This window comes from Pedobacter lusitanus (assembly GCF_040026395.1).
Taxonomy (GTDB): domain Bacteria; phylum Bacteroidota; class Bacteroidia; order Sphingobacteriales; family Sphingobacteriaceae; genus Pedobacter; species Pedobacter lusitanus.
The window spans coordinates 5935353-5958864 of the sequence record NZ_CP157278.1; the positions used below are offsets into that span (position 1 = coordinate 5935353).

The window sequence follows — 23512 nt, forward strand, 5'->3', positions numbered from 1 at the left end:
ATGTCACTGCATACTTTTCCGCTACACCCTGCACAACAAGATGTGTATATAGATCAATTGATCAATAATGAAGCTCCATATTATAATATGGGAGGATACATTAAATTAACAGGCTCGCTTGATAAAGAAAAGTTTATCATCGCTGTTAATTCTGCATTAGAAGTTTTTGACGCGCTGAAAATGAGATTTGATCTCAGTGATCCCGTTCCTGCTATTTATGTGGATGATACTTATGTTAAGTTTGAATTGCCAGAGCTTTCTTTTAAAGAGGGTAAAGAAAAGAGAGCGGAAATTGAGCAGTGGATAAAAGACCGTCTGGCTACACCATTTGAAATTAAAAAAGAAAATATTCTTACGGAGCAATACCTGATCAGAGTTGAAGCTGATGAGCATTGGTACTATTTCAAACTGCACCACCTGATTACAGATGGTTATGGTGCTTCAGGACTGCATCAGTATATTGCAAAAAAATATAAAGCACTGGTAACCGGTGAAGATGTCGTTTTTAAATACCCTTCCTACATCGAAGAAGCAGCAAGGGCTTCTTCTTATTACAGTTCCGAGGAATATACCGCAGAAGGAGATTACTGGAAAAAGAAACTGGAAAACAGACCGTCTCAGGTATTAAGCAGCAGATATCTTACAGAAGATAAATGGAACACAAAGTGCGACACTTTTGTCATGGAGTTTGGCGAAAAGGAGAGAGCTGTACTGGAAGCTCTGCAAACAAAAACCAATGCTACTATTCAGCAGCTGACTCTTGCAGCGCTGATGATTTATTTTAGCAGAATACAACATCAGTCTGAATTTGTTTTTGGTATACCACTGCACAGAAGAAGGACGAAACAACTTCGGACTATTCCCGGAATGTTTACTGGTGTAATACCATTTTTAGGAAACTGTGCTGAGGGAACAAAAGTTATAGATCTTTTAAAAACGATTGCTGTTTCACAACGGGAAGATTACCGTTATCAGAACTATCTGATTGGAGATCTTAGCCGCCATTTTAAAATCAATGCAGTTGAAGATGCATTGATTGAAATTGTAGTGAATTATGCTCCTGTAGATTTTCAGCTGGATTTTGGAGATAACCTTAGCGGTCTGTTAAATAATATTCCGAGTGGTCATTTACCTTTTCCAATGGAAATGTTCTGGTATGACTATGGAAAACAGCAGCCATTACAACTGAGAATAGATTTCCAGGTTCAGTATTTTGACAAAAAAGAGATTGCCTTATTAACTGAGCGTATTCTTTTTATGTTAAATCAGTTTGATCATATGCTGGATAGCGATGTGGCTGAGATCAGTATAATGCCGGACGAAGAAAAGACTTTGCTTAAGAAATTAAGTTATTCTGCAGACTCTTCTTTCCAGAAAGACCCGAAAATGCTGACTGTGCTGATTGATGAGCAGGCTGCCCGTACGCCGGATGCCATAGCTGTAGAGCTGGAAGGAACATTGTTGACTTATAAACAACTGGAACAGCGTTCCAATCAACTGTCAAACTACCTGTATAGTCTTGGTGTAAAGAAAGATACGATTATTCCTTTGTGTATAGAACGTTCTATCGATATGCTGGTAGCGATAATAGGTATTATGAAGGCGGGAGCTGCTTATGTTCCGATAGATACCTCTTATCCGGCAGAAAGAATAAGTTATATATTGGAAGACACGGCTGCAGAAATTGTGATCTGCAGTAATGAAACCAAAGGACAGATCCCTGGTAATGTTAAAACCATTACTATAGAGGAAGGTTCTGCAATATTTTCCGGACAGTCTGCTGATAAACCGGCAGATATACCGGTATACAACGATTTGTGTTATGTGATTTATACTTCCGGATCTACCGGAAAGCCCAAAGGGGTTATGGTGGAGCACGGTGGTATGCTCAATCACTTATTTGCAAAAATTGAAGATCTGCAAATGGATGCGGATACTATACTGGCCTTTACTGCATCCTATACCTTTGATATTTCTGTATGGCAGATGTTTGCTGCGATTTTATGTGGTGGCCGTACAGTTATTTATACAGATGAACTGATTTATAAACCGTCAGCACTGATCAGTGCAGTAGCTCATGATCAGATAACTATACTCGAACTGGTGCCTTCTTATCTTGGTGCAGTGTTGCAGGAGGATATGGATATTCCACTTGAAAAACTGCGCTATCTGATGGTAACCGGAGAGGCAGTAACGCAACACGTGCTTAAGCAATGGTTTAATCATCATTATTACAGTACTATTCCGGTAGTCAATGCCTATGGTCCTACAGAAGCCTCGGATGATATTACGCATCATATTATGTATGATACGCCGCTTAATATTAATGTGCCGCTGGGTAAACCTGTCAGAAATCTGAATATTTATATCGTTGATGAAACCATGCAGTTGTGTCCGCTTGGTGTACCAGGTGAAATCTGCGTATCGGGGATTGGTGTTTCAAGAGGATATCTTGGCAGACCTGAACTGACCAGCGAAAAGTTTATTAAAGATCCTTTCAGTGCAGATTCAACTGGCCGGATGTACCGTACCGGTGATTTGGGACGCTGGCTGCCTGATGGCTCTGTTGAATATCTTGGACGAATTGATGACCAGGTTAAGATCAGGGGGTACCGTATTGAACTTGGAGAAATTGATCATGCTTTACAGCAATCAGGATTGGTGAACCAGGCTGTGGTAGTAGCAAAAGAGGATGCTGCAGGTAGCAAACGTTTGCTGGGTTATGTCGTGCCTGCTGAAAATTATAGTAGGGAAACTGTCATCAGTTATCTGAAGGAAAAACTGCCGGCTTATATGATACCGGCAATTGTAGAGCTGGATGCTTTACCACTGAGTTCAAACGGTAAAATAGATAAGAAAGCACTGCCTGATGTGACTGCTGAGATTGCAGTTGCACATGAATATATTGCTCCCCGTAATCAAACAGAAGATATTCTGGCTACACAATGGCAACATTTATTACAGGTAGCACAAGTTGGTATTTATGATAACTTCTTTGAACTGGGTGGGCATTCATTGCTGGCAATGCGTTTGATTGCATCTATAACAAAAGATCTGCAGGTTGATTTAACAGTAAAGAAACTATTCCTTTATCCAACGGTTGCTACACTGGCAGGTTATATTGAGCAACAGGAAAAAGGTTCATCATTAAGTATTGTTCCGCAACCAAGAACTGACGGAATGCCATTATCTTTCAGTCAGGAAGGACTTTGGTTTATCGATCAGCTTGAAGGAAGCAGTCATTATCATATTCCACTGATCCTGAAACTGAAAGGGAAAGTCAACAGCGAAGCTTTAAAACTTGCCCTGAAAGATATTGTGAGCCGTCATGAGATCCTGAGGACTGTAATTGGTCAGCAGGATGGAGTTGGATATCAGCAAATTCTGTCTGCAGATAACTGGCAGACTGAAGAAATTAAGACTGATGGAAATCTGCAGGATGCCATCACTGCCTTTATTTATCGTCCATTTGATCTTTCCGCTGATTTTATGTTACGCGCAAGTGTTGTTCATTGCAGTGGAGATGACTATATACTGGCCATTGTTATTCATCATATTGCTGCTGACGGATGGTCTGCTCCGGTAATCATCAGTGAGTTATCTGTATTGTATAATAACTATGCAGGACAGCAGCAGACATCATTGCCGGTACTCCCGATACAATATGCGGATTATGCGATCTGGCAGCGGAATTATATGACTGGAGCTGTTCTTCAGTCACAACAGGCTTACTGGAAAAAGCAACTTTCTGGAATAGAACCACTGAATCTGGCTACAGATTATACCAGACCTCCTGTTCAAAGTAAACAGGGAAGTATCCTGGAACTGGAGATAGCGGAAGATCTGCTGCAAAAACTTTATCATTTTAACAAGGAACATCAGGTTACCCTGTTTATGACGCTGATGTCGGTATGCCAGACTTTATTATATCGCTATACCGGTCAGGAAGATATCTGTGTAGGTACACCAATGACCGGAAGAAAACAGCTGGAAGTAGCAGACATGATCGGATTTTTTGTGAATACGCTTGCTATACGTAGTAACATCAGCGGTACACTTCCTTTCACTGAACTGTTACAGCAGATTAAAGAGACCTTACTTGAAGGTTATGAGCACCAGGATCTTCCTTTTGATGAAGTCGTGAAGGTCTCGGGAGAAAACTGGGATATCAGCAGAACTCCGGTATTTCAGGTGATGTTCCTTTTACAGAATCCATTGGATTTATCTGGTTTACAGTTAGAAGGGGTTTCTCTGGAAACAGAAAATGTTGAACATGCTATTGCCAAGTATGATCTGTCTTTCATTATTACCGAAAAGAAAGACGGTCTAACATTGAGTATAGAATATTGCACAGACCTTTTTGAAAGAGATACAATAGCCAGAATGGCTGGACATTATGTTCAGTTACTGGAAGCAATAGCCGCATCACCTTCACAACAGATTGCTCAGCTTACCCTGCTGACTCCTGAAGATAAAGATCAGCTGCTGCTGCAGTTTAATCCTCCGGTTAACAGACTGGCCAGAAACAGAACGATTCTTGATATATTTTCGGAAAAAGTTACCGCTGCTCCGGATGCTGTTGCAGTATGGTATAAGGATACTAAACTGACTTACCTTGAACTGGATAAACTGGCCAATCATCTCGGACATTATCTGAGAGATAAAGGGGTTAAAGAAGATTCACTGGTACCCATCTATCTGGACAGAGGTCTTGAAATGATTATTGGAATAATGGGTATTCTGAAAGCAGGCGGAGCTTATGTACCTGTGGATACACAATATCCTCAGGAGAGAATTAAATTCATGCTGGAGGATATTGGCAGTAACTGGTGTCTGACCAACGCTGCATTCCTGGAACCATTACAGGAAATCTCATCAGCCTCAACTGATATTACAGTACTTGATTATAAGACTATCAAAGGACTGCATAAGAAGAATACGAAAATCAAAACTTCACTATTACCACATCACCTGGCCTATATGATTTATACTTCAGGGTCTACAGGAACTCCAAAAGGTGTTCTTGTTGAGCATGGTGGAGTAGTGAATCTGGCAGCGAGTCAGAGAGCAGCATTACGTCTGGAGCCTGCTATGAGAACATTGCAGTTTGCATCTTTCGGATTCGATGCGTCATGTTATGAACTTTTTAATACGCTTTTGAGTGGCGGATGTCTGGTCATTCCGGATAAGGAAGATATTTTATCTGCTGATTTATTCAGCAAATTTATGAATGATTATGAGGTTGAGGTGGTTACCCTGCCTCCGTCATATCTGAATGTAATTAAAGATAATATACCTGTTGCCATTAAAACAATTGTATCGGCCGGAGAAGCGCTGAACAGTGAGGCAGCACGTATGATACAATCTTATGGTATCCGTCTTGTTAATGCTTACGGACCGACCGAGAATACAGTTTGTGCTACTTTATCTGATGATCCCGTTAAAGAAAAAGGAAGAGTGGTTATCGGGAAACCTATAGCCAATGTATCTATACATATCCTGGATGAAGCAGGACAGCTTGTTCCTGTTGGGGTGCCCGGAGAATTGCATATTGGAGGAGTACAGGTTGCAAGAGGATATTTTAACAGACCAGAACTGACCCTGGAGAAATTTATTACTGATCCTTTTATGAAGCATTCCAGTCTGTACAGGAGTGGTGATTTAGCCCGCTGGCTGCCAGATGGTAATATCGAATATCTTGGCAGAACGGATGACCAGGTGAAAATCAGAGGTTACCGGATTGAATTGGGAGAAATTGCTGCTGTAATGCAGCAAAGCAACCTGGTTACCGAATCGGTGGTAATGGCCAGAGTAAATGGTGAAGGAAATAAATATCTGGTAGGTTATATTATACCAGCTGCTCATTATGACAGAGCGCAACTGCTTACTTATATGAAGGATATCCTTCCTGATTATATGATACCATTGCTGGTAGAGCTGGAGACATTCCCGCTGACAACCAGTGGTAAAGTAGATAGAAAAGCCCTGCCGGATCCGGTAGGAGAGTTAATGCGCAAAAAAGCGTATGTAGCACCTGCTAACCAGACAGAACAATTGCTTGCCGGTATATGGGAAGAACTGCTGGGCGTGGAAAAAGTAGGAGGACATGATGATTTCTTTGAGCTGGGCGGACATTCCCTGCTAGCTATCAGATTGATTGCAGCCATACGTAAACAATTGCATAAAGAGCTGGCAGTAAAAGATATATTTATTCATCGTACTATTGCATCATTAGCTGTACATATACAGCAACGTGAAACCAGCATTTTATTACCTGCACTTACTGTGCAGCAAAGACCTGCCCATATTCCTTTATCTTTTAGCCAGGAACGTCTATGGTTTATAGACCGTCTGGAGGGCAGTACGCATTATCACATCTCTGCAGTACTGGATATTAAAGGAGCAGTTAACCGTGACGCATTACAATTCGCCTTTCAGACTATTATCACCAGACATGAAGTCCTGAGAACTGTTTACAGGGAACTGGATGGTGCTCCTTATCAGTATGTGATGACAGCCGACAGCTGGAAACTGGCTGATGTGGAGACAGCTGAAGGAATCAGTACACTTGCCAGTCAGCCATTTGATCTGGCAAATGATTATTTGCTGCGTGCCGCATTGTTTGGTGTGACGGAAAATGAATATACCCTATTGGTAACGATGCATCATATCGCTTCAGACGGTTGGTCTGTGGCTATCCTTGCCAATGAATTATCGGTATTATATAAAGCTTATACAGCAAACACAGAACATCAGTTGTTGCCATTGCCAGTACAATATGCAGATTTCGCCCTTTGGCAAAAAGCATACGTAACCGGTGATGTGCTGAAACAGCAAAAAGAATATTGGGTAAAGAAATTATCAGGCTTATCACCACTGAATTTACCAACAGATTTTCCAAGACCGGCTATTCAGCGCACTAACGGTGCCCTGTTAAGTTTCAAACTGGACAGTGAGCTTACAGCCAGACTCAATATGCTGACTCAGGAACAGGAAGCTACGCTGTTTATCACAATGCTGACTGCTTTTAAGGTATTGTTATACCGTTACAGTGGTCAGACCGATATTTGTGTAGGTACACCTCTTGCAGGCAGAAAACAGCAGGAAGAAGAAGCACTGATTGGATTTTTTGTAAATACACTGGCTGTCAGAAGTGATCTGAGTGATAATCCTGTGTTTATAGATTTATTACAGCAGGTAAAAAACACGCTGCTGGAAGGATATGACTATCAGGATATGCCGTTTGAGAAGATTGTGGAAGCTGTTGCAACCACGAGAGATCTGAGCAGACATCCGTTATTCCAGGCCATGTTAGTTTTACAGAATGCGTCTGAAGATGTTTCTTTTGCATTGGGCGATTTAGCCGTAGCTACAATTGACCTGGAAGAAACCACGGCTAAGTTTGATCTTGTTTTTACTGTAATTCCTAAAGGCGAAGAGCTATTGTTTGGTATAGAATACTGTACCGATTTATTTAATGGAAAAACCATTGAAAAAATGGCTGGTCATTTCGAACAGCTGTTAAAAGCTATCGTAACTAATCCTGAACAAAGGATGGGAACGCTGAATATATTATCTGCTCAGGAAGGAAAAGAATTGCAATTATTGACTGATGGTCCGGTGGTTAACTATAACCAGGAGCTGAGTTTTGTGCATTTCTTTGAAACACAGGTGAAAAATACACCGGAGGCATTTGCGTTAAGATTTGAAGAATCTGCATTAACCTATGCTCAGGTAGATGAAAGAGCGAATCAGCTGGCCCATTATCTGAGAACACTGGGCATAAAACCAGACAGCATGGTGCCTATTTGTATGAGCAGAGGGCTGGATATGATTGTTGCTGTGGTTGGTATATGGAAAGCAGGCGGAGCATATGTTCCGGTTGACCCAAAATATCCGCAGGACAGAATCAGTTATATCATGGCGGATTGTGAGGCTGAAGTTGTAATCACAGATCCTCTCAGTCAAACATCCTTACCAACTGACAGTAATGCTACTGTTATTGTATTAAGTAATGATCTTGAAATATTAAATAGTCAGCCGGTACATTCCCCGGTGGTAGTTACAGCTGCTGGTGATCTGGCTTACGTACTTTATACTTCAGGATCTACGGGTAAACCAAAAGGGGTGCTTGTTGAACATGCAGGTTTACTGAACCACTTACTGGCTATGGTAGATGAGTTCACAATGAACGAAAAAACCATCATGGCTTTTACTGCACCTTATACCTTCGATATATCCGTATGGCAGATGGTGAACCCGCTTATTTGCGGTGGTTGCACCAATATTTATCCCGAAAGTCTGATTATGCGTCCGGATGCACTGATCAGAACAGTTGATGAACAGCAGGTTACCCTGCTGCAGCTGGTGCCATCTTATCTGACAGCAGTTTTGCAGGAAGATACAGGAGTTACCCTGGATGCGATACAATATCTGCTGGTTACCGGAGAGGCAGTAACCCGTCAGTTGCTGGCACAGTGGTTTGCACATCCTCATTTTAAATCCATACAGGTTGTGAATGCCTATGGTCCGACTGAGGCATCTGATGATGTGAGTTTTTATTTTATGAATGAAACACCGGATGCTGTAAATATTCCGGTAGGGGTTCCTATTCAGAATCTCAGACTGTACGTATTAGATAATGCAGGACAGCAATGTCCGGTAGGTATACCAGGAGAAATTTGTGTGGCCGGGATTGGTGTAGCCAGGGGTTATCTTAAACGTCCAGATCTGACTGCTGAAAAATTTGTACCTAATCCTTTCCATAGCGGGGAGCGAATGTATAAAACAGGCGATTTGGGCCGCTGGTTGCCAGATGGTAATATGGAATATCTGGGACGTATGGATGATCAGGTTAAAATCCGTGGTTTCCGTATTGAACTGGGAGAAATCGAGAGTGTTCTGCAGGATCACCCACTGGTATCACAGGCTGTAGTCGTAGCCAAATCAGATGAAAGTGATATTAAGAGACTGGTTGGTTATGTTGTTCCTGAAGAAGGAGCAGACAGAGATGAACTGACCGAATACCTGAAAGAAAGATTACCGGAATATATGGTGCCGGTGATTTTTATGATGGAAGAATTCCCGTTAACTGCCAATGGAAAAATTGATAAAAAAGCATTGCCTGATGTGGTTTCATCCATGCTACAGGAATATGTAGCTCCACGTGATCACAGAGAACAGCAACTGGCAGAGATCTGGCAACGTTTGCTGGAAGTACCGCAGATTGGTATATATGATAATTTCTTTGAACGTGGGGGACACTCTTTGCTGGTAATCAGGTTGATTGCTGCTATCAGAAAAGAAATGAGCACTGAATTGCTCGTGAAAGATGTATTTGTACGACCAACTGTACACGAACTGGCAGCTTTTATCGGGCAGATGGAAACAGCAGCTGACTCAGTTCCTGCAGTTTTTGCTCAGGTAAGACCAGCTATTATTCCTTTGTCTTATAGTCAGGAACGTTTATGGTTCATTGATCAGCTGGAGGGCAGTACACATTATCACATCCCTGCTGTGTTCAGACTGAACGGAACATTAAACCGGGAAGCATTAAGCTTTGCACTGCAACAGGTTATTAACCGTCATGAGGCACTGAGAACGGTGATCAGAGCAGAGGAAGGAATTCCATATCAGCATATTCTTTCACCAGATACCTGGCAGCTGGAAGAGATCAGCACCAGTGCTGATTTACGCAAAGATATCAGTACGTTTATTGACAGGCCTTTTGTCCTGTCGGCAGACCATATGCTGCGTGCCGGATTAATTTCTGCAGGTGAGCAAGAACATATACTGGTTGTATCTATACATCATATTGCTTCGGACGGATGGTCATCAGGTATTATTGTGCGCGAACTTTCTGCGTTATATACCTCATATATAGAAAATACACAATCAGCATTAATCCTGCCCGAAGTACAGTATGCTGACTATGCGATCTGGCAGCGTCAGTATCTGAAAGGAGCTGTACTGGAGTCTCTGCAGAATTACTGGAAAAAACAGTTATCCGGTCTGGATCCGCTGGCATTACCAACTGACTTTGTCAGACCGGTAGTACAAAGCACGAAAGGAGCCATGCTGACCTTTAATTTAGATGCGGAACTGAGTAAAGCATTAAACCAGCTGAGCCAGCAACAAGGTACCACCTTATTTATGACCTTAATGTCTGTATTGCAGGTATTATTATACCGTTATACCGGACAGGAGGATATTTGTGTTGGTACTCCGGTAGCAGGCAGAAGCCGCCAGGAGGTAGAAGAACTGGTTGGTTTCTTTATCAATACGATAGCTATACGTGCAAATCTCAATGAAAATCTCACTTTTACTGATTTACTGCAACAGGTAAAAAACACCTTACTTGAAGCCTATGAGCATCAGGAACTACCATTTGAAAAAGTGGTGGATACCGTAGTAAAAAGCAGGGATATGAGTGTTAGTCCATTATTCCAGGTCATGTTTGTTTTACAGAACGTACCGGATCACAGTGGCTGGCATATGCCGGGATTAACCCTGGTTGAAGATGAAGTGGAACTGAGTACAGCGAAATTTGATCTGATTTTCAATATGGAAGAGCGCGAAAATGGCTTATTACTAAATATTGAATACTGTACCGAGCTGTTCAGACCTGAAACTATCAGCAGAATGGCTGGTCACTTTGAACAGTTATTACAGGCAGTTACTGCAACACCTGCACAACAAATCAGCGTGTTACCTTTATTGACTGTAGCAGAAAAACAGACACTGCTGCAAACATTTACGGGTACAGAGGTTGCTTATCCTAAAGAAAAAACTATAGTATCACTTTTTGAAGAACAGGTGGTCAGAACACCAGATGCAGTAGCAGTTACCTATGAAAACAGTCAGCTTACCTACAGACAGCTGGATGAACGTGCGAACCAGCTGGGACATTATCTGAAGAGCATAGGTGTCAAAACAGAGACACTGGTGCCGCTTTGTATGAGTAACGGGCTGGATATGATGGTAGCCATTATGGGAGTACTGAAAGCGGGTGGAGTATATGTACCTATGGATCCGGGTTATCCCGAAGACCGTATCCAGTATATGGTAGAAGATACAGCAGCTGCAATTGTGATCACCAATAGCGTGGACAGTGATGCACTGAAATCCCTGGCCAATATCATCAAAGTTGAAATGGATACTGACCGGGAGATGATCAGTAAATATTCTTCTGCACCAGTAGAGGCTGAATTGAATGCAGCTAACCTTGCTTATGTAATTTATACTTCCGGTTCTACGGGCCGGCCGAAAGGTGTGCTTATTGAACACAGAAATGTGGTCAGATTATTTGAAACAGCAACACCATTATATGATTTTAATGAAAACGATGTATGGACCATGTTCCACTCATTCTGTTTTGACTTCTCTGTATGGGAAATGTATGGTGCGCTATTCTATGGCGGCCGTATGGTCATGGTGCCCAAACAGGTTAGCCGTGATACAACTGCTTTTGCAGAGTTACTGATCAAAGAGAAAGTAACTGTACTGAACCAGACTCCATCCTCATTTTATGTTTTGCAGGATTATCTGACATCGTATAAAAATACAATCGCTGTACGTTATGTGATTTTTGGTGGAGAAGCACTGAACCCTGGAAAACTGAAACCATGGAAAGAGGCTTATCCGCACAGCAGTCTGATCAATATGTATGGGATTACAGAAACTACGGTCCATGTAACTTACCAGGAACTTGATCAGGAACATCTGAACAGCAGTGCCAGCATTATTGGTAAAACAATACCAACTTTAAGTGCTTATATCCTTGATTCCAATCAGAATCCGGTACCAGTAGGTGTTCCGGGAGAGATGTATATCAGCGGTGCTGGTGTGGCCAGGGGATATCTGAACAGAGCAGAGCTGACTAAGGAGAGATTTATTGCCAATCCGTTTGAAGCCGGTGAAAGATTATATCGCACAGGCGATTTGGCACGCTGGTATCCGGATGGAAATATTGAATATCTGGGACGTATAGATGATCAGGTTAAAATCCGTGGTTTCCGTATAGAACTCGGAGAAATTGAAAGCTGTCTGCAACAGAGCGGATTGGTCAGCAATAGTGTGGTACTGGCCAGAACCGGTAATTCAGGAGACAAACAATTGGTAGGTTACGTAGTTCCTGAAGTGGAATTCAGTAAAGAAGCCGTACAAAACTGGCTGAATACCAGGTTACCAGATTATATGGTGCCATCCCTGTGGGTAGTTATGGAAGAGATTCCATTAACCTCTAACGGAAAAGTAAACCGCAAAGCTTTACCGGAACCTGAGCTGGACAAAATGCTCAATACAGCATATGAAGCCCCACGCAATGAAACAGAAGAAAAACTGGTCGCTATCTGGCAGGAATTATTAGGTCTGGACAGAATAGGTATACATGATAATTTCTTTGAGTTAGGTGGAGATTCTATCAATATAATCAGAGTTGTAAGTAAAGTAAGCCGTGTATTTAATAAAGAAGTAAAAGTATTTGAGGTTTACAAAGCTGCAACGATTATTCAGCTGGCAGTCATTGTAGACAGTAAATCAGCTGTTAACAGGCAGCAAAGTGAGCTGTATCGACAAGTTATTACAGAAATTGCAGCGCTGAAAGATAACCTGTTGCCGCAGCTGGAAAACTCAGCAGCTATAGAGGACATCTATCCGATGAGTGATATAGAGCGCGGAATGATTTATGTTTCACAGTTTAATCCTAAAGATGCACTGTATCATGATCAGTTTGTCTGTCATATCCCTGCTGAATTTGATGCAGCAATACTACAAAAGGCTTATGGACTTCTGGCGGCCAAACATAGTATTTTAAGAACTGCTTTCAAACTGGATATAGATGGAAATGATATCCAGATAGTCTATAAATCTGTAACACCGGTAATTCCAGTTTTTGATATCCGTGAATTGACCGGAAGAGCAATCAAAGATGAAGTAGAACAATATTTGGAAGAAGAAAGAGCTACTCCTTTCATTCCTGAACAGGCTCCATTATGGAGAGCTTCTGTCTTCCAGCAAAAAGATCAAAATATTCTGGTCTTCCAGTTTCACCATGCTATCCTTGACGGCTGGAGTGTGGCCTCTTTGAATACTGAGTTATTCGGGTTATGCGGCCGTCTGATCAGTGAGCCTGAACATCCGGTATTGCCTACACTGAAAAGCAGCTATAAGGATTTTATTATTGAAAGCCAGCTCGCAAAATCAGACGATAAAAACATTGTATTCTGGAAAAATGAGCTGGAAGACTATAAACGTCTCGATATATTTTCAGCCGAAAAAGAATTTGATGTACTGAATTATCAGTTCGATGCAAAGTTTGTTGCCTTGCTGAAAGAGCGGGTTAAACGTGATAATCTTTCGGTGAAAGGTGTGGCATTAGGTGCATATCTGTATTCATTGAGTCTGCTGACCTACGAAAACGAGCTTACTCTTGGACTGGTTACCAATAACAGACCACTGGTAGAAGATGCAGATCAGATACTGGGATGTTTCCTGAATACCAATCCGTTCAGATTTAAGCTTGATAAAGACCTGAACTGGAGTGACTATTTCAATGCCATTGAAGATAAATTGCTGTCACTGAAAGAAAGAGACAGAACCAGTTTGTTTGATATTACAAAAGCTACCGGAGAACAGTCTTCACACGATAATCCATTCTTTGATGTTCTGTTCAACTTTATCAATTTCCATGTTTACAACAAACTTGAAGAAGGAGTAACAGGAGTTAGTATTGATGACTCAGCTGAAGAACAGCTCTCTATTGCAGAATATGAGCTGACCAATACTTACCTGGATTGTACCGTAAATACAACCGGAGATATCTTTTCTATACAGTATTCTTTACGCAGAAAATTAAAATCAGGAAAAACACTGGCAAATCTGCTTGAATATTTCAAAAATGTAATCAGTGCGTACATGAATAATTATTCAGCACCGGTTATAGCAAGCAATATTTTACCTGCTGCTGAATCGCAGCAGTTACTGGAAGTATTCAGTGGGGTTGAGCAGAGCTATCAGCTTGATGAAACACTGGTTTCCCTATTCCACAGACAAGCATTGGCCCATCCTGATGCTGTAGCCTTACTTGACCATGAAGAGGTACTGACTTACAGAGATCTGGATAGAAAATCCAATCAGCTGGCGCACTACCTGAAAGGAAAAGGTGCCGGTGCAGAGATGCTGATACCAGTATGTATGGATCGTAGTGCCGAGCTGATTATCACGATGCTGGCTATCCTGAAAACAGGTGCTGCTTATGTGCCTGTAGATGCAGGTTATCCGCTGGAACGTATCACCTATATGCTGAATGACTGTCAGAGTCAGCTGGTTATTACCCATAAAAAATATGCGCATTTATGTCAGGGAGAGGATGTACAGACAGGGGTTGTCTGCCTGGACGAAGAAGCTGCGGTGATCTCAGATTATCCGGTTTCTGTACTGGTGGCGGATGTTAATCCGCAGCAGCTGGCTTATGTAATTTACACTTCCGGTTCTACAGGCAGACCAAAAGGTGTTATGGTTGAACATCGCGGAGTGGTGAATCTGGTTAACTGGCATATTGATACTTACCAGGTGACAGCAGAAAGCCGCTCGACTACGATGGCAAGTATTGGATTTGATGCATTTGGATGGGAAGTATGGCCTTACCTGAGTGCGGGAAGTACGCTGGTTATTCTGGATGACGATAAACGTCTTTCTCCGGAAGAGGTGGCCAAATGTTATATTTCTGCCAGCATCACTCATAGTTTTATTGCAACAGGTTTAGTAACAGATATTCTGCATGCGCTGCATAACCGTGAAACTGCCCTTCAGTATTTACTGACAGGAGGAGATCGTTTACCAGCAATAGAGGCAGGAGGTTTACCATTTAAACTGGTCAACAATTACGGACCAACTGAAAATACGGTAGTTACTACCTATTATACATTAACGGCTGAAAAAGGAGAGGCTTTACCATCAATTGGTAAACCGGTAACCAATTCACGTGTTTATATTACGGATACTTTCTTCTCACTGACTCCACTGGGAGTACCGGGAGAATTGTGTGTCAGCGGGTCACAGCTGGCCAGGGGATATCTGAACCTGGATGAACAGACTGCAAAAGCATTTATTCCACATCCTTTTGTAAAAGGAGAACGCTTATACCGCACAGGAGACTTAGTTCACTGGTTACCTGATGGAAATCTGGAATACCTGGGCAGAACAGACGAACAGGTGAAAATCAGGGGGTACCGTATTGAACTGGGTGAGATCGAGAGTGTGCTGCAACATACAGGTATGGTAAGTCAGGCTGTGGTATTAGCTAAGACTGATGCCAGTGGTATTAAACGTCTGGTTGCTTATGTGGTTCCTGAAGATAATTTTACCAGGGAGTCATTAACTGCAGAAATCAGGGTTAAGCTGCCTGAGTATATGATACCGCTGTTAATCACACTGGAACATATGCCACTTACAGCCAATGGAAAAATCAACAGAAATGAATTGCCAGATCCGGAGGCAACAGGTTTAGCTGAAAATGTATATATAGCGCCGCGCAATGAAACTGAAATAAAAATTGCAGCTATCTGGCAACAGTTATTACCAGCAGCCCGCATCGGCGTATACGATAACTTCTTTGAGCTGGGCGGACATTCTATTCTGGCGATCAGGTTGCTTGGCGCTATGCGCAGGGAACTGCAGATAGAAATGCAGGTGAAAGATCTTTTTGTTCATGCAACCATTGCTGCACTGGCGGCCTATGCAGCTCAGACATCAGACAGGATTTTATTGCCGGCAATTACTGTACAACCTAAACCGGAATATATACCCCTGTCATTCGGACAGGAGCGTCTGTGGTTTATCGATCAGCTTGAAGGCAGTACACATTATCATATACCAGCTGTGCTGAAAATGCAGGGCCGGGTAAATATAGATGCCCTTGCTTATGCTGTACAGCAGGTGATTAATCGGCATGAAGTGTTAAGGACCGTAATTTTACAGGCACCACAGGATGGGAAGGTATACCAGCAGGTATTACCAGCCGATTCATGGAAACTGGAGGAAATAACCGGAGCTGAAGATATACAGGCAACTATAGTAGATTTTATAGATCGTCCATTTAACCTGGCAGCCGATCATATGCTGAGAGCAGCACTGATCACTTTGTCGCAGGATGAATTTATACTGGCAATGGTAATGCATCACATCTCTTCAGACGGATGGTCAGTTTCTATTATTGTCAATGAACTTACTGCACTTTACAACGCTTATACAACTAAGCAGGAAGCAGGTTTACAACCACTGTCTATACAATATGCTGACTATGCAATCTGGGAAAGAGAATATCTTACCGGCGCTGTACTGGCGCAGCAACAAGCGTATTGGGAAAAACAATTAGCCGGACTGGAGTCGCTGGAACTTCCAACTGATTACCCAAGACCGGCAATTCAAAGTACAAAGGGAGCGGTACTGCGTTTTGAAATCGAAGATGCCTTAACTGCCGGACTGCACCAGCTTTGTGGTCAGCAGGATGCCACCTTGTTCATGACTTTATTTGCTGCTTTCCAGGTATTACTGCATCGCTATAGTGGTCAGGAGAATATCTGTGTCGGTACTCCGGTAGCAGGCAGAAGACAGCAGGAAGTAGAAGATCTGGCAGGATTTTTTGTGAATACCCTGGCTATAAATACAGACTTGAGCGGTGCTCCTTCATTCAGTGATCTGCTTCAGCGTGTTAAAACAACATTGCTTGACGGATATGAGCATCAGGATATGCCTTTTGAAAAAATTGTCGAGGCACTGGTAAAAACCAGGGACCTGAGCCGAAGTCCGTTGTTCCAGGTACTCTTTGTTATGCAGCAGACACTGGCAACAACAGGTGCTGGTTTCAATGACGTGATTATATCAGCTGTAGAAAATGAACATGTAGTAGCTCAGTTTGACCTTACTTTCACTATTGGTGAAGAAGCAGGTAAATTACTGCTGAGCATAGATTATTGCACAGATCTTTTTGCAGAAGAAACCATTGCTGGTATGGGCAGACATTATAAACAGCTTTTAAGAGCGATTGTTAATGCGCCTTTACAGGATATTGGAGTTCTTGAAATGCTTACGCAGGAAGAAGAACACAACTTACTGCAAATTGGACAGGGGCCGCTGGTGGCTTATCCGCAGGAAGAAACTTTTGTTGGTCTGTTTGAAAAACAGGTAGCAGCAACACCTGAGGCAATTGCACTGGTTTATGAAAATAATAGTTTAACCTACACAGCGCTGAATGAACAGGCTAATCAGCTGGCTCATTATCTGCTGACGCTGGGAGTTACACCGGATACGATGATACCTGTATGTATAGGACGCTCCTTAGAGATGATCGTTGCCATACTGGGGGTTATGAAAGCAGGTGCAGCTTATATACCGGTTGATACAAATTATCCGTCGCATCGTATCAGCTATCTGCTGGAAGATGCTAAAGCTAATATTGTTATCACAAGCAGTACAGTACGTAATGTACTACCAGAAACAGCAGCTGTAATTATCCTGATGGATAATGAAAAAGAACAGTTCAAACAATATCCTGCCGGTTCTCCCGCAGTAATTGCAGAACCAAAGGATTTATCATATGTAATTTATACTTCCGGTTCGACAGGTACACCAAAAGGAGTACTGGTAGAACATGCCGGAATGCTGAACCACTTATTTGCCAAGGTGAATGACCTGCAGTTAAATGCAGATACGATTCTGGCTTATACCGCATCCTATACATTTGACATTTCTGTATGGCAGATGTTTGCTGCACTTTTATGTGGCGGTAGAACAGTTATTTATGATGACGTGCTGATTTTACAGCCCGTATCATTTATTGAACAGGTGGCAGCCGATAAAATCACCATTCTGGAGCTGGTTCCTTCTTATCTGAGAGCATTATTGCAGGAAGAAGCTGATGTAAAACTGGATGATCTGCAATATTTACTGGTAACCGGTGAAGCAGTGAATCAGCCTTTGCTGGAGCAATGGTTCAGTCATCCGGCTTATGGTAATATTCCTGTGGTTAACGCCTACGGACCAACCGAAGCATCAGATGATATCACCCATTGTGTTATGCATGAAACACCGGCCGGTAATAGTGTACCACTGGGTAAACCAGTACAGAACCTGCTGATTACCATAGTTGATAAAGCTGGTCAGTTATGTGCAATTGGTATACCGGGAGAGGTATGTGTATCCGGAATTGGTGTATCCCGCGGATACCTGAACCGTCCTGAGCTTACCGCAGAAAAATTTGTTGCAGATCCGCGCAGTGGAGAAAGAATGTACAAAACAGGAGATCTTGGACGCTGGCTGGCAGACGGAAATGTAGAATATCTTGGACGTATTGATGACCAGGTAAAAATCCGCGGTTATCGTATAGAACTTGGAGAAATCGAAAAAGTACTGCAGCAGCATGAACAGGTAGTTGCTTCAGTTGTCATAGCCAGAGCAGGTAATCTGATCGGTTATATTACAGGTAATCAGGAAATTGATAAAGATGCTGTTCGTCATTATCTGCTGCAGAAACTACCTGAATATATGGTGCCGGTACTGGTAGAACTGGAAGCTTTACCATTAACAGCCAATGGAAAAGTAGACAGAAAACTATTGCCTGATCCATCAGCTTCATTACTGGTCAATAATTTATATGTTGCTCCACGTAATGAAACAGAACAGATCCTGGTTAGTATTTGGGAAGAACTATTAGATACAACCGGGGTTGGTATAAATGATAATTTCTTTGAACGTGGCGGTCATTCACTGCTTGCGATCAGATTGCTGGCTCTTATCCGCAGCAGACTGAAAGCCGAACTTGTTGTAAAAGATATATTTGTGTATCCGACTATAGCCGGTCAGGCTGATTTTCTGCAGTCGCAGCATCATGTAAATCTGCTTCCACCGGTAACAGCACAGGAACGTCCGCTACGTATTCCACTTTCATTCAGTCAGGAACGTTTATGGTTTATAGACAAACTGGAAGGTAGCGTACATTATCATATCCCTGGTGTATTGAAATTACAGGGTGAACTCAACCAGGAAAGTCTGCAATATGCTATTCAGGAAGTTGTTAACCGTCATGAAGTATTAAGAAGTGTGATACACTGGTCTGAAGAAGACAACAGTGCTTATCAGGAAATTCTGAAGCAGGATCAGTGGCAATTGTCTGCTATAGAAGTGGAATCAGATGATATAACATCAGCTGTGAATTCATTTATACAAATGCCTTTTGATCTGTCAGCAGATCATATGCTCAGAGCAGGGCTGATTACTTTAAGCGAAACAGCACATTTACTGGTACTGGTCACCCATCATATCGCATCTGACGGATGGTCTGAAGGTATCCTGGTTAATGAAATCACTGCATTGTATAATGCACATGTTGAAAAACGCAAGCCTGAATTACCGCTGATGCCTTTACAGTATGCGGATTATGCGATGTGGCAGCGTAACTATTTACAGGGAGCTGTACTGACTAAACAACTGGAGTACTGGGAGAAACAACTGGCCGATACCACCGTACTGGATCTGCCTGTGGATTATACCAGACCAGCAGTACAGAGCACTAACGGAGCAATGGCCGATTTTAATCTGGATGCCGAACTCAGCAAACAATTACAATTGTTCAGCCAGCAGCATGGCAGCACATTGTTTATGACTTTACTGGCAGCCTTTAAAGTATTACTTTACAGATATAGCGGTCAGGATGACATTTGTGTAGGTATACCGGTTGCCGGAAGAAAACAGGAAGAAGTAGAAAGCCTGATCGGATTCTTTATCAATACGCTGGCTATCCGTACTGATTTAAGTGGGGAACCTGCTTTCAGTGAGCTGTTGAAACAGGTAAAAGAAACTCTTTTACAGGGATATACATTCCAGGACACCCCTTTTGAAAAAGTGGTGGATGCTGTTGTGGAAAACAGGGATATGGGCAGGACGCCGTTATTCCAGGTCATGTTTGTTTTGCAGAACACGCCGGAAGAAGGTGAAGTTAAATTGGGAGATATGATCCTGTCTGCTGAAGAAACAGCGCATACCTCTTCAAAATTTGATCTGACGTTCGTTCTGAAAGAAAGTGAAAATGGTCTGGCATTGAGCGTGGAATACTGTACTGATTTATTCAGCAGTGATACTATCGCCCGTATGGCAGGACATTATCAGCAATTATTGCAGGCTATTCTGCAGCAGCCTAAACAGCAGATCAGCAACATTAATTTCCTGACAGCAGCAGAAGAACAAAAAATATTAACAGAATTTGCGCTTGCACCGGTTAATTACCCGGTTGAAAAAGAGATGACACTGGTGTCGTTATTCAAAGCGCAGGCATTGAAAAATCCTGACGCTACTGCACTGGTAGTAGAAGATACAGTACTTACTTATGGTGAACTGAACAGCAAATCTGATCAGCTGGCTCATTACCTGAGCAGCAGAGGGGCTGATGCAGAAATGCTGATCCCGGTTTGTATGGACAGAAGTATAGAGCTGATCATTGGTATTCTCGGTATCTTAAAAGCAGGAGCTGCCTATGTACCGGTTGATGCCGGTTATCCTCAGGATCGTATTGCCTACATGCTTTCAGATTGTAACAGCCAACTGGTTGTGACCAATAAAAAGTATGCTGATTTATGTCGCAGTGCGGATGAAAATGCAGAACTGGTTTGTATCGATGCACTGAATGCTTTGGTATGGAGTAACACAGAGCCCTTGTCTGACGGGGATATTCTTCCAAACCAGCTTGCTTATGTAATTTATACCTCCGGTTCAACAGGTCGTCCTAAAGGAGTAATGGTTGAACATCATAGTGTTGTGAATCTGGTTAACTGGCATGCCGGGGTTTACCAGGTTAATGCAGAAAGTAAATCTACGGCAATGGCCAGTATAGGATTTGATGCTTTTGGATGGGAAATATGGCCTTATCTGTGTGCCGGCAGTACTATAGTGATGCTGGATGACGAAATGAGGCTTTCTCCTGAAGAGGTTATCAAACGTTACATTTCGGCCGGTATTACCCATAGTTTCGTGGCAACAGGTCTGGTTAAAGAGATTGTTGATGCCTTACAGCAGCAGAACAGTGAACTTCAGTATCTGCTTACCGGAGGTGATCGTTTGCCACCGGTAGATGTAAGTGAGTTATCTTATACACTGGTTAACAATTACGGACCTACTGAAAATACAGTAGTGGCTACCTGCTACAGCCTGTCAGCAGCTAATCATGATACACTGCCATTTATTGGTAAGCCAATATCCAATACCAGGGCCTATATTCTGGACGCGAATTTATCACCTGTTTCGATTGGAACAGCCGGAGAATTATGTGTCAGCGGAACACAGCTGGCAAGAGGTTATCTGAACTTACCGGAGCTGACTGCAGAGAAATTTATTGCACACCCGTTTATTCCGGGAGAAAGAATATATCGTACCGGAGATTTGGTAAGATGGCTTGCTGACGGAAATATTGAATACCTGGGCAGAACAGATGAGCAGGTTAAAATCAGGGGATACCGCATCGAGCTTGGAGAAATAGAAAGCGTATTGCTGCAAAATGAACTGGTTAACCAGGCGGTGGTTATAGTGAGTCCTGACGACCATGGAAATAAACGTCTGGTAGCTTATATCGTTTCATCAGGTACATTCAGCAGAGAACTGCTGGAAGAATATCTGAGACAGCGTCTCCCTGTTTACATGGTGCCAGCTTTATGGGTAGAGTTATCAGCTATCCCGCTTACTGCCAATGGCAAGGTAAACCGTAAAGCATTACCTCAGCCTGTTGCAGAAGATGATACAGATGCAGCATCATATGTTGCACCACGTAACGAAACGGAAGCCGGTCTGGCCGGAATCTGGCAGGAATTACTGGGTGTAAATAAAGTAGGTATACATGATAATTTCTTCAGACTGGGAGGCGATTCGATTATTACCATACAGGTAGTAAGCCGTGCTAAATGGATAGGTTGTAACCTGAAGCCTAAAGATGTATTTATGCATCAGACCATTGCACAGCTGGCAGCAGTTGCTGTCACCCGCAAAAATACCGCTGGACTGGTTAAAGGAGAGCAGGGGCAGCTGGAAGGCGAAGCTGGTCTGCTTCCTATTCAGCAATGGTTCTTTGAAGAACAGCTGATTAAAGAAAATGCTATCAATCATTTCAATCAGAGCGTTTTACTGAATCTGGATAAACGTATTGATAAAGACTTGTTATCAGGCGTATTACAGCAGTTGCAGGAACAGCATGATGTACTGAGATTCTCTTATCAAAAGAACGATACCGTATGGACGCAAACTTATAGTGATCAATATCCTACATTAATACATAGGGATTTAACCGAGGTTACACCGTCGGCTATTGAAGCAGCCATCACCAGAAGCTGTGAATACCATCAGGCTGCACTGCATATTACCAACGGTCCGCTGATACAGTTAGTCTGGATGGAAACTCCTGAACAGCTGACGCATAACCGACTGTTGTTTGTAATTCATCACCTTGCAGTGGACGGTGTATCATGGCGTGTTTTACTGGAAGATATGGAGCGGTTATTTGAAGCAGCGCTGAAAAAAGAAACCATCAGTCTTGGCGAGAAAAGCAGTTCTTACAGACAGTGGTACAATCAGCTTGCGCAATACGGAAAATCTTCGGGACTGTTATCACAGCTGCCTTACTGGAAAGAGGTAGTCCGTTCAGCAACTTATCTGCCAACGGATAAAACCCCTGAAAGTATAGTTACCATTAAAGATGCAGGATCATTCTCTATTCAGCTTGACACCCAATTCACCCAACAATTATTACAGGAAGCTTCAGCTGCTTATAATACCGGAATAAATGATCTGCTGCTGGCAGCGCTGGCCCTGACTATAAACGGATGGAGTGGTGAAAAACGACTGGTTGTCGGACTGGAAGGACATGGAAGGGAAGAACTGGGAATTGATATTGATACCAGCCGTACAGTAGGATGGTTCACTAATCTTTACCCGGTATTGCTGACTACAGATGAAGATAGTGACAATGGAAATACGATCAAAAGTATAAAAGAACAGCTGCGTCAGGTTCCTGATAAAGGTCTTGGTTATGGTGTGTTGAAATATATCAACAGAGAGCCGTCACTTCAGGATGCCACACCATGGAATATTGTATTTAACTACCTGGGGCAATTTGATAACATTACCAGTGAAGAAGGGCTGTTTACTTATGCAGATGAGTCTGCCGGTACGGAGATCAACAGTAGTTATCCAATGCGGGAATGGCTTTCGGTAAACGGAATGGTGCAGAGCGGACAGTTATCACTGACCTGGAACTATAGTACCTGGCATTTTGAAAGCGCTACCATAGAGTCACTGGCAGTGATGTACCTGGTTCGTTTGAAAGAACTGATTACACATTGTGTGGCGCAGGCAGGAGGGCCTCAGTCCTTTACACCTTCTGATTACGGATTATCAGGAGAAGTGAGTTATCAGCAGATGGACAAATTTTTAAATAGCGATCAGGGAGATCTGGAGGATATCATTAGTTTTTAAA

General features: G+C 42.5%; 1 protein-coding gene. It reads left to right on the plus strand.

Translation table 11 applies throughout. The annotated features are described in order from the left end of the window. Positions 1-23511, plus strand: a complete 23511-nt coding sequence (locus PL_RS25585) for a non-ribosomal peptide synthase/polyketide synthase (protein ID WP_041880560.1) — start codon at positions 1-3, stop codon at positions 23509-23511. Position 23512 lies beyond the last annotated feature (1 nt).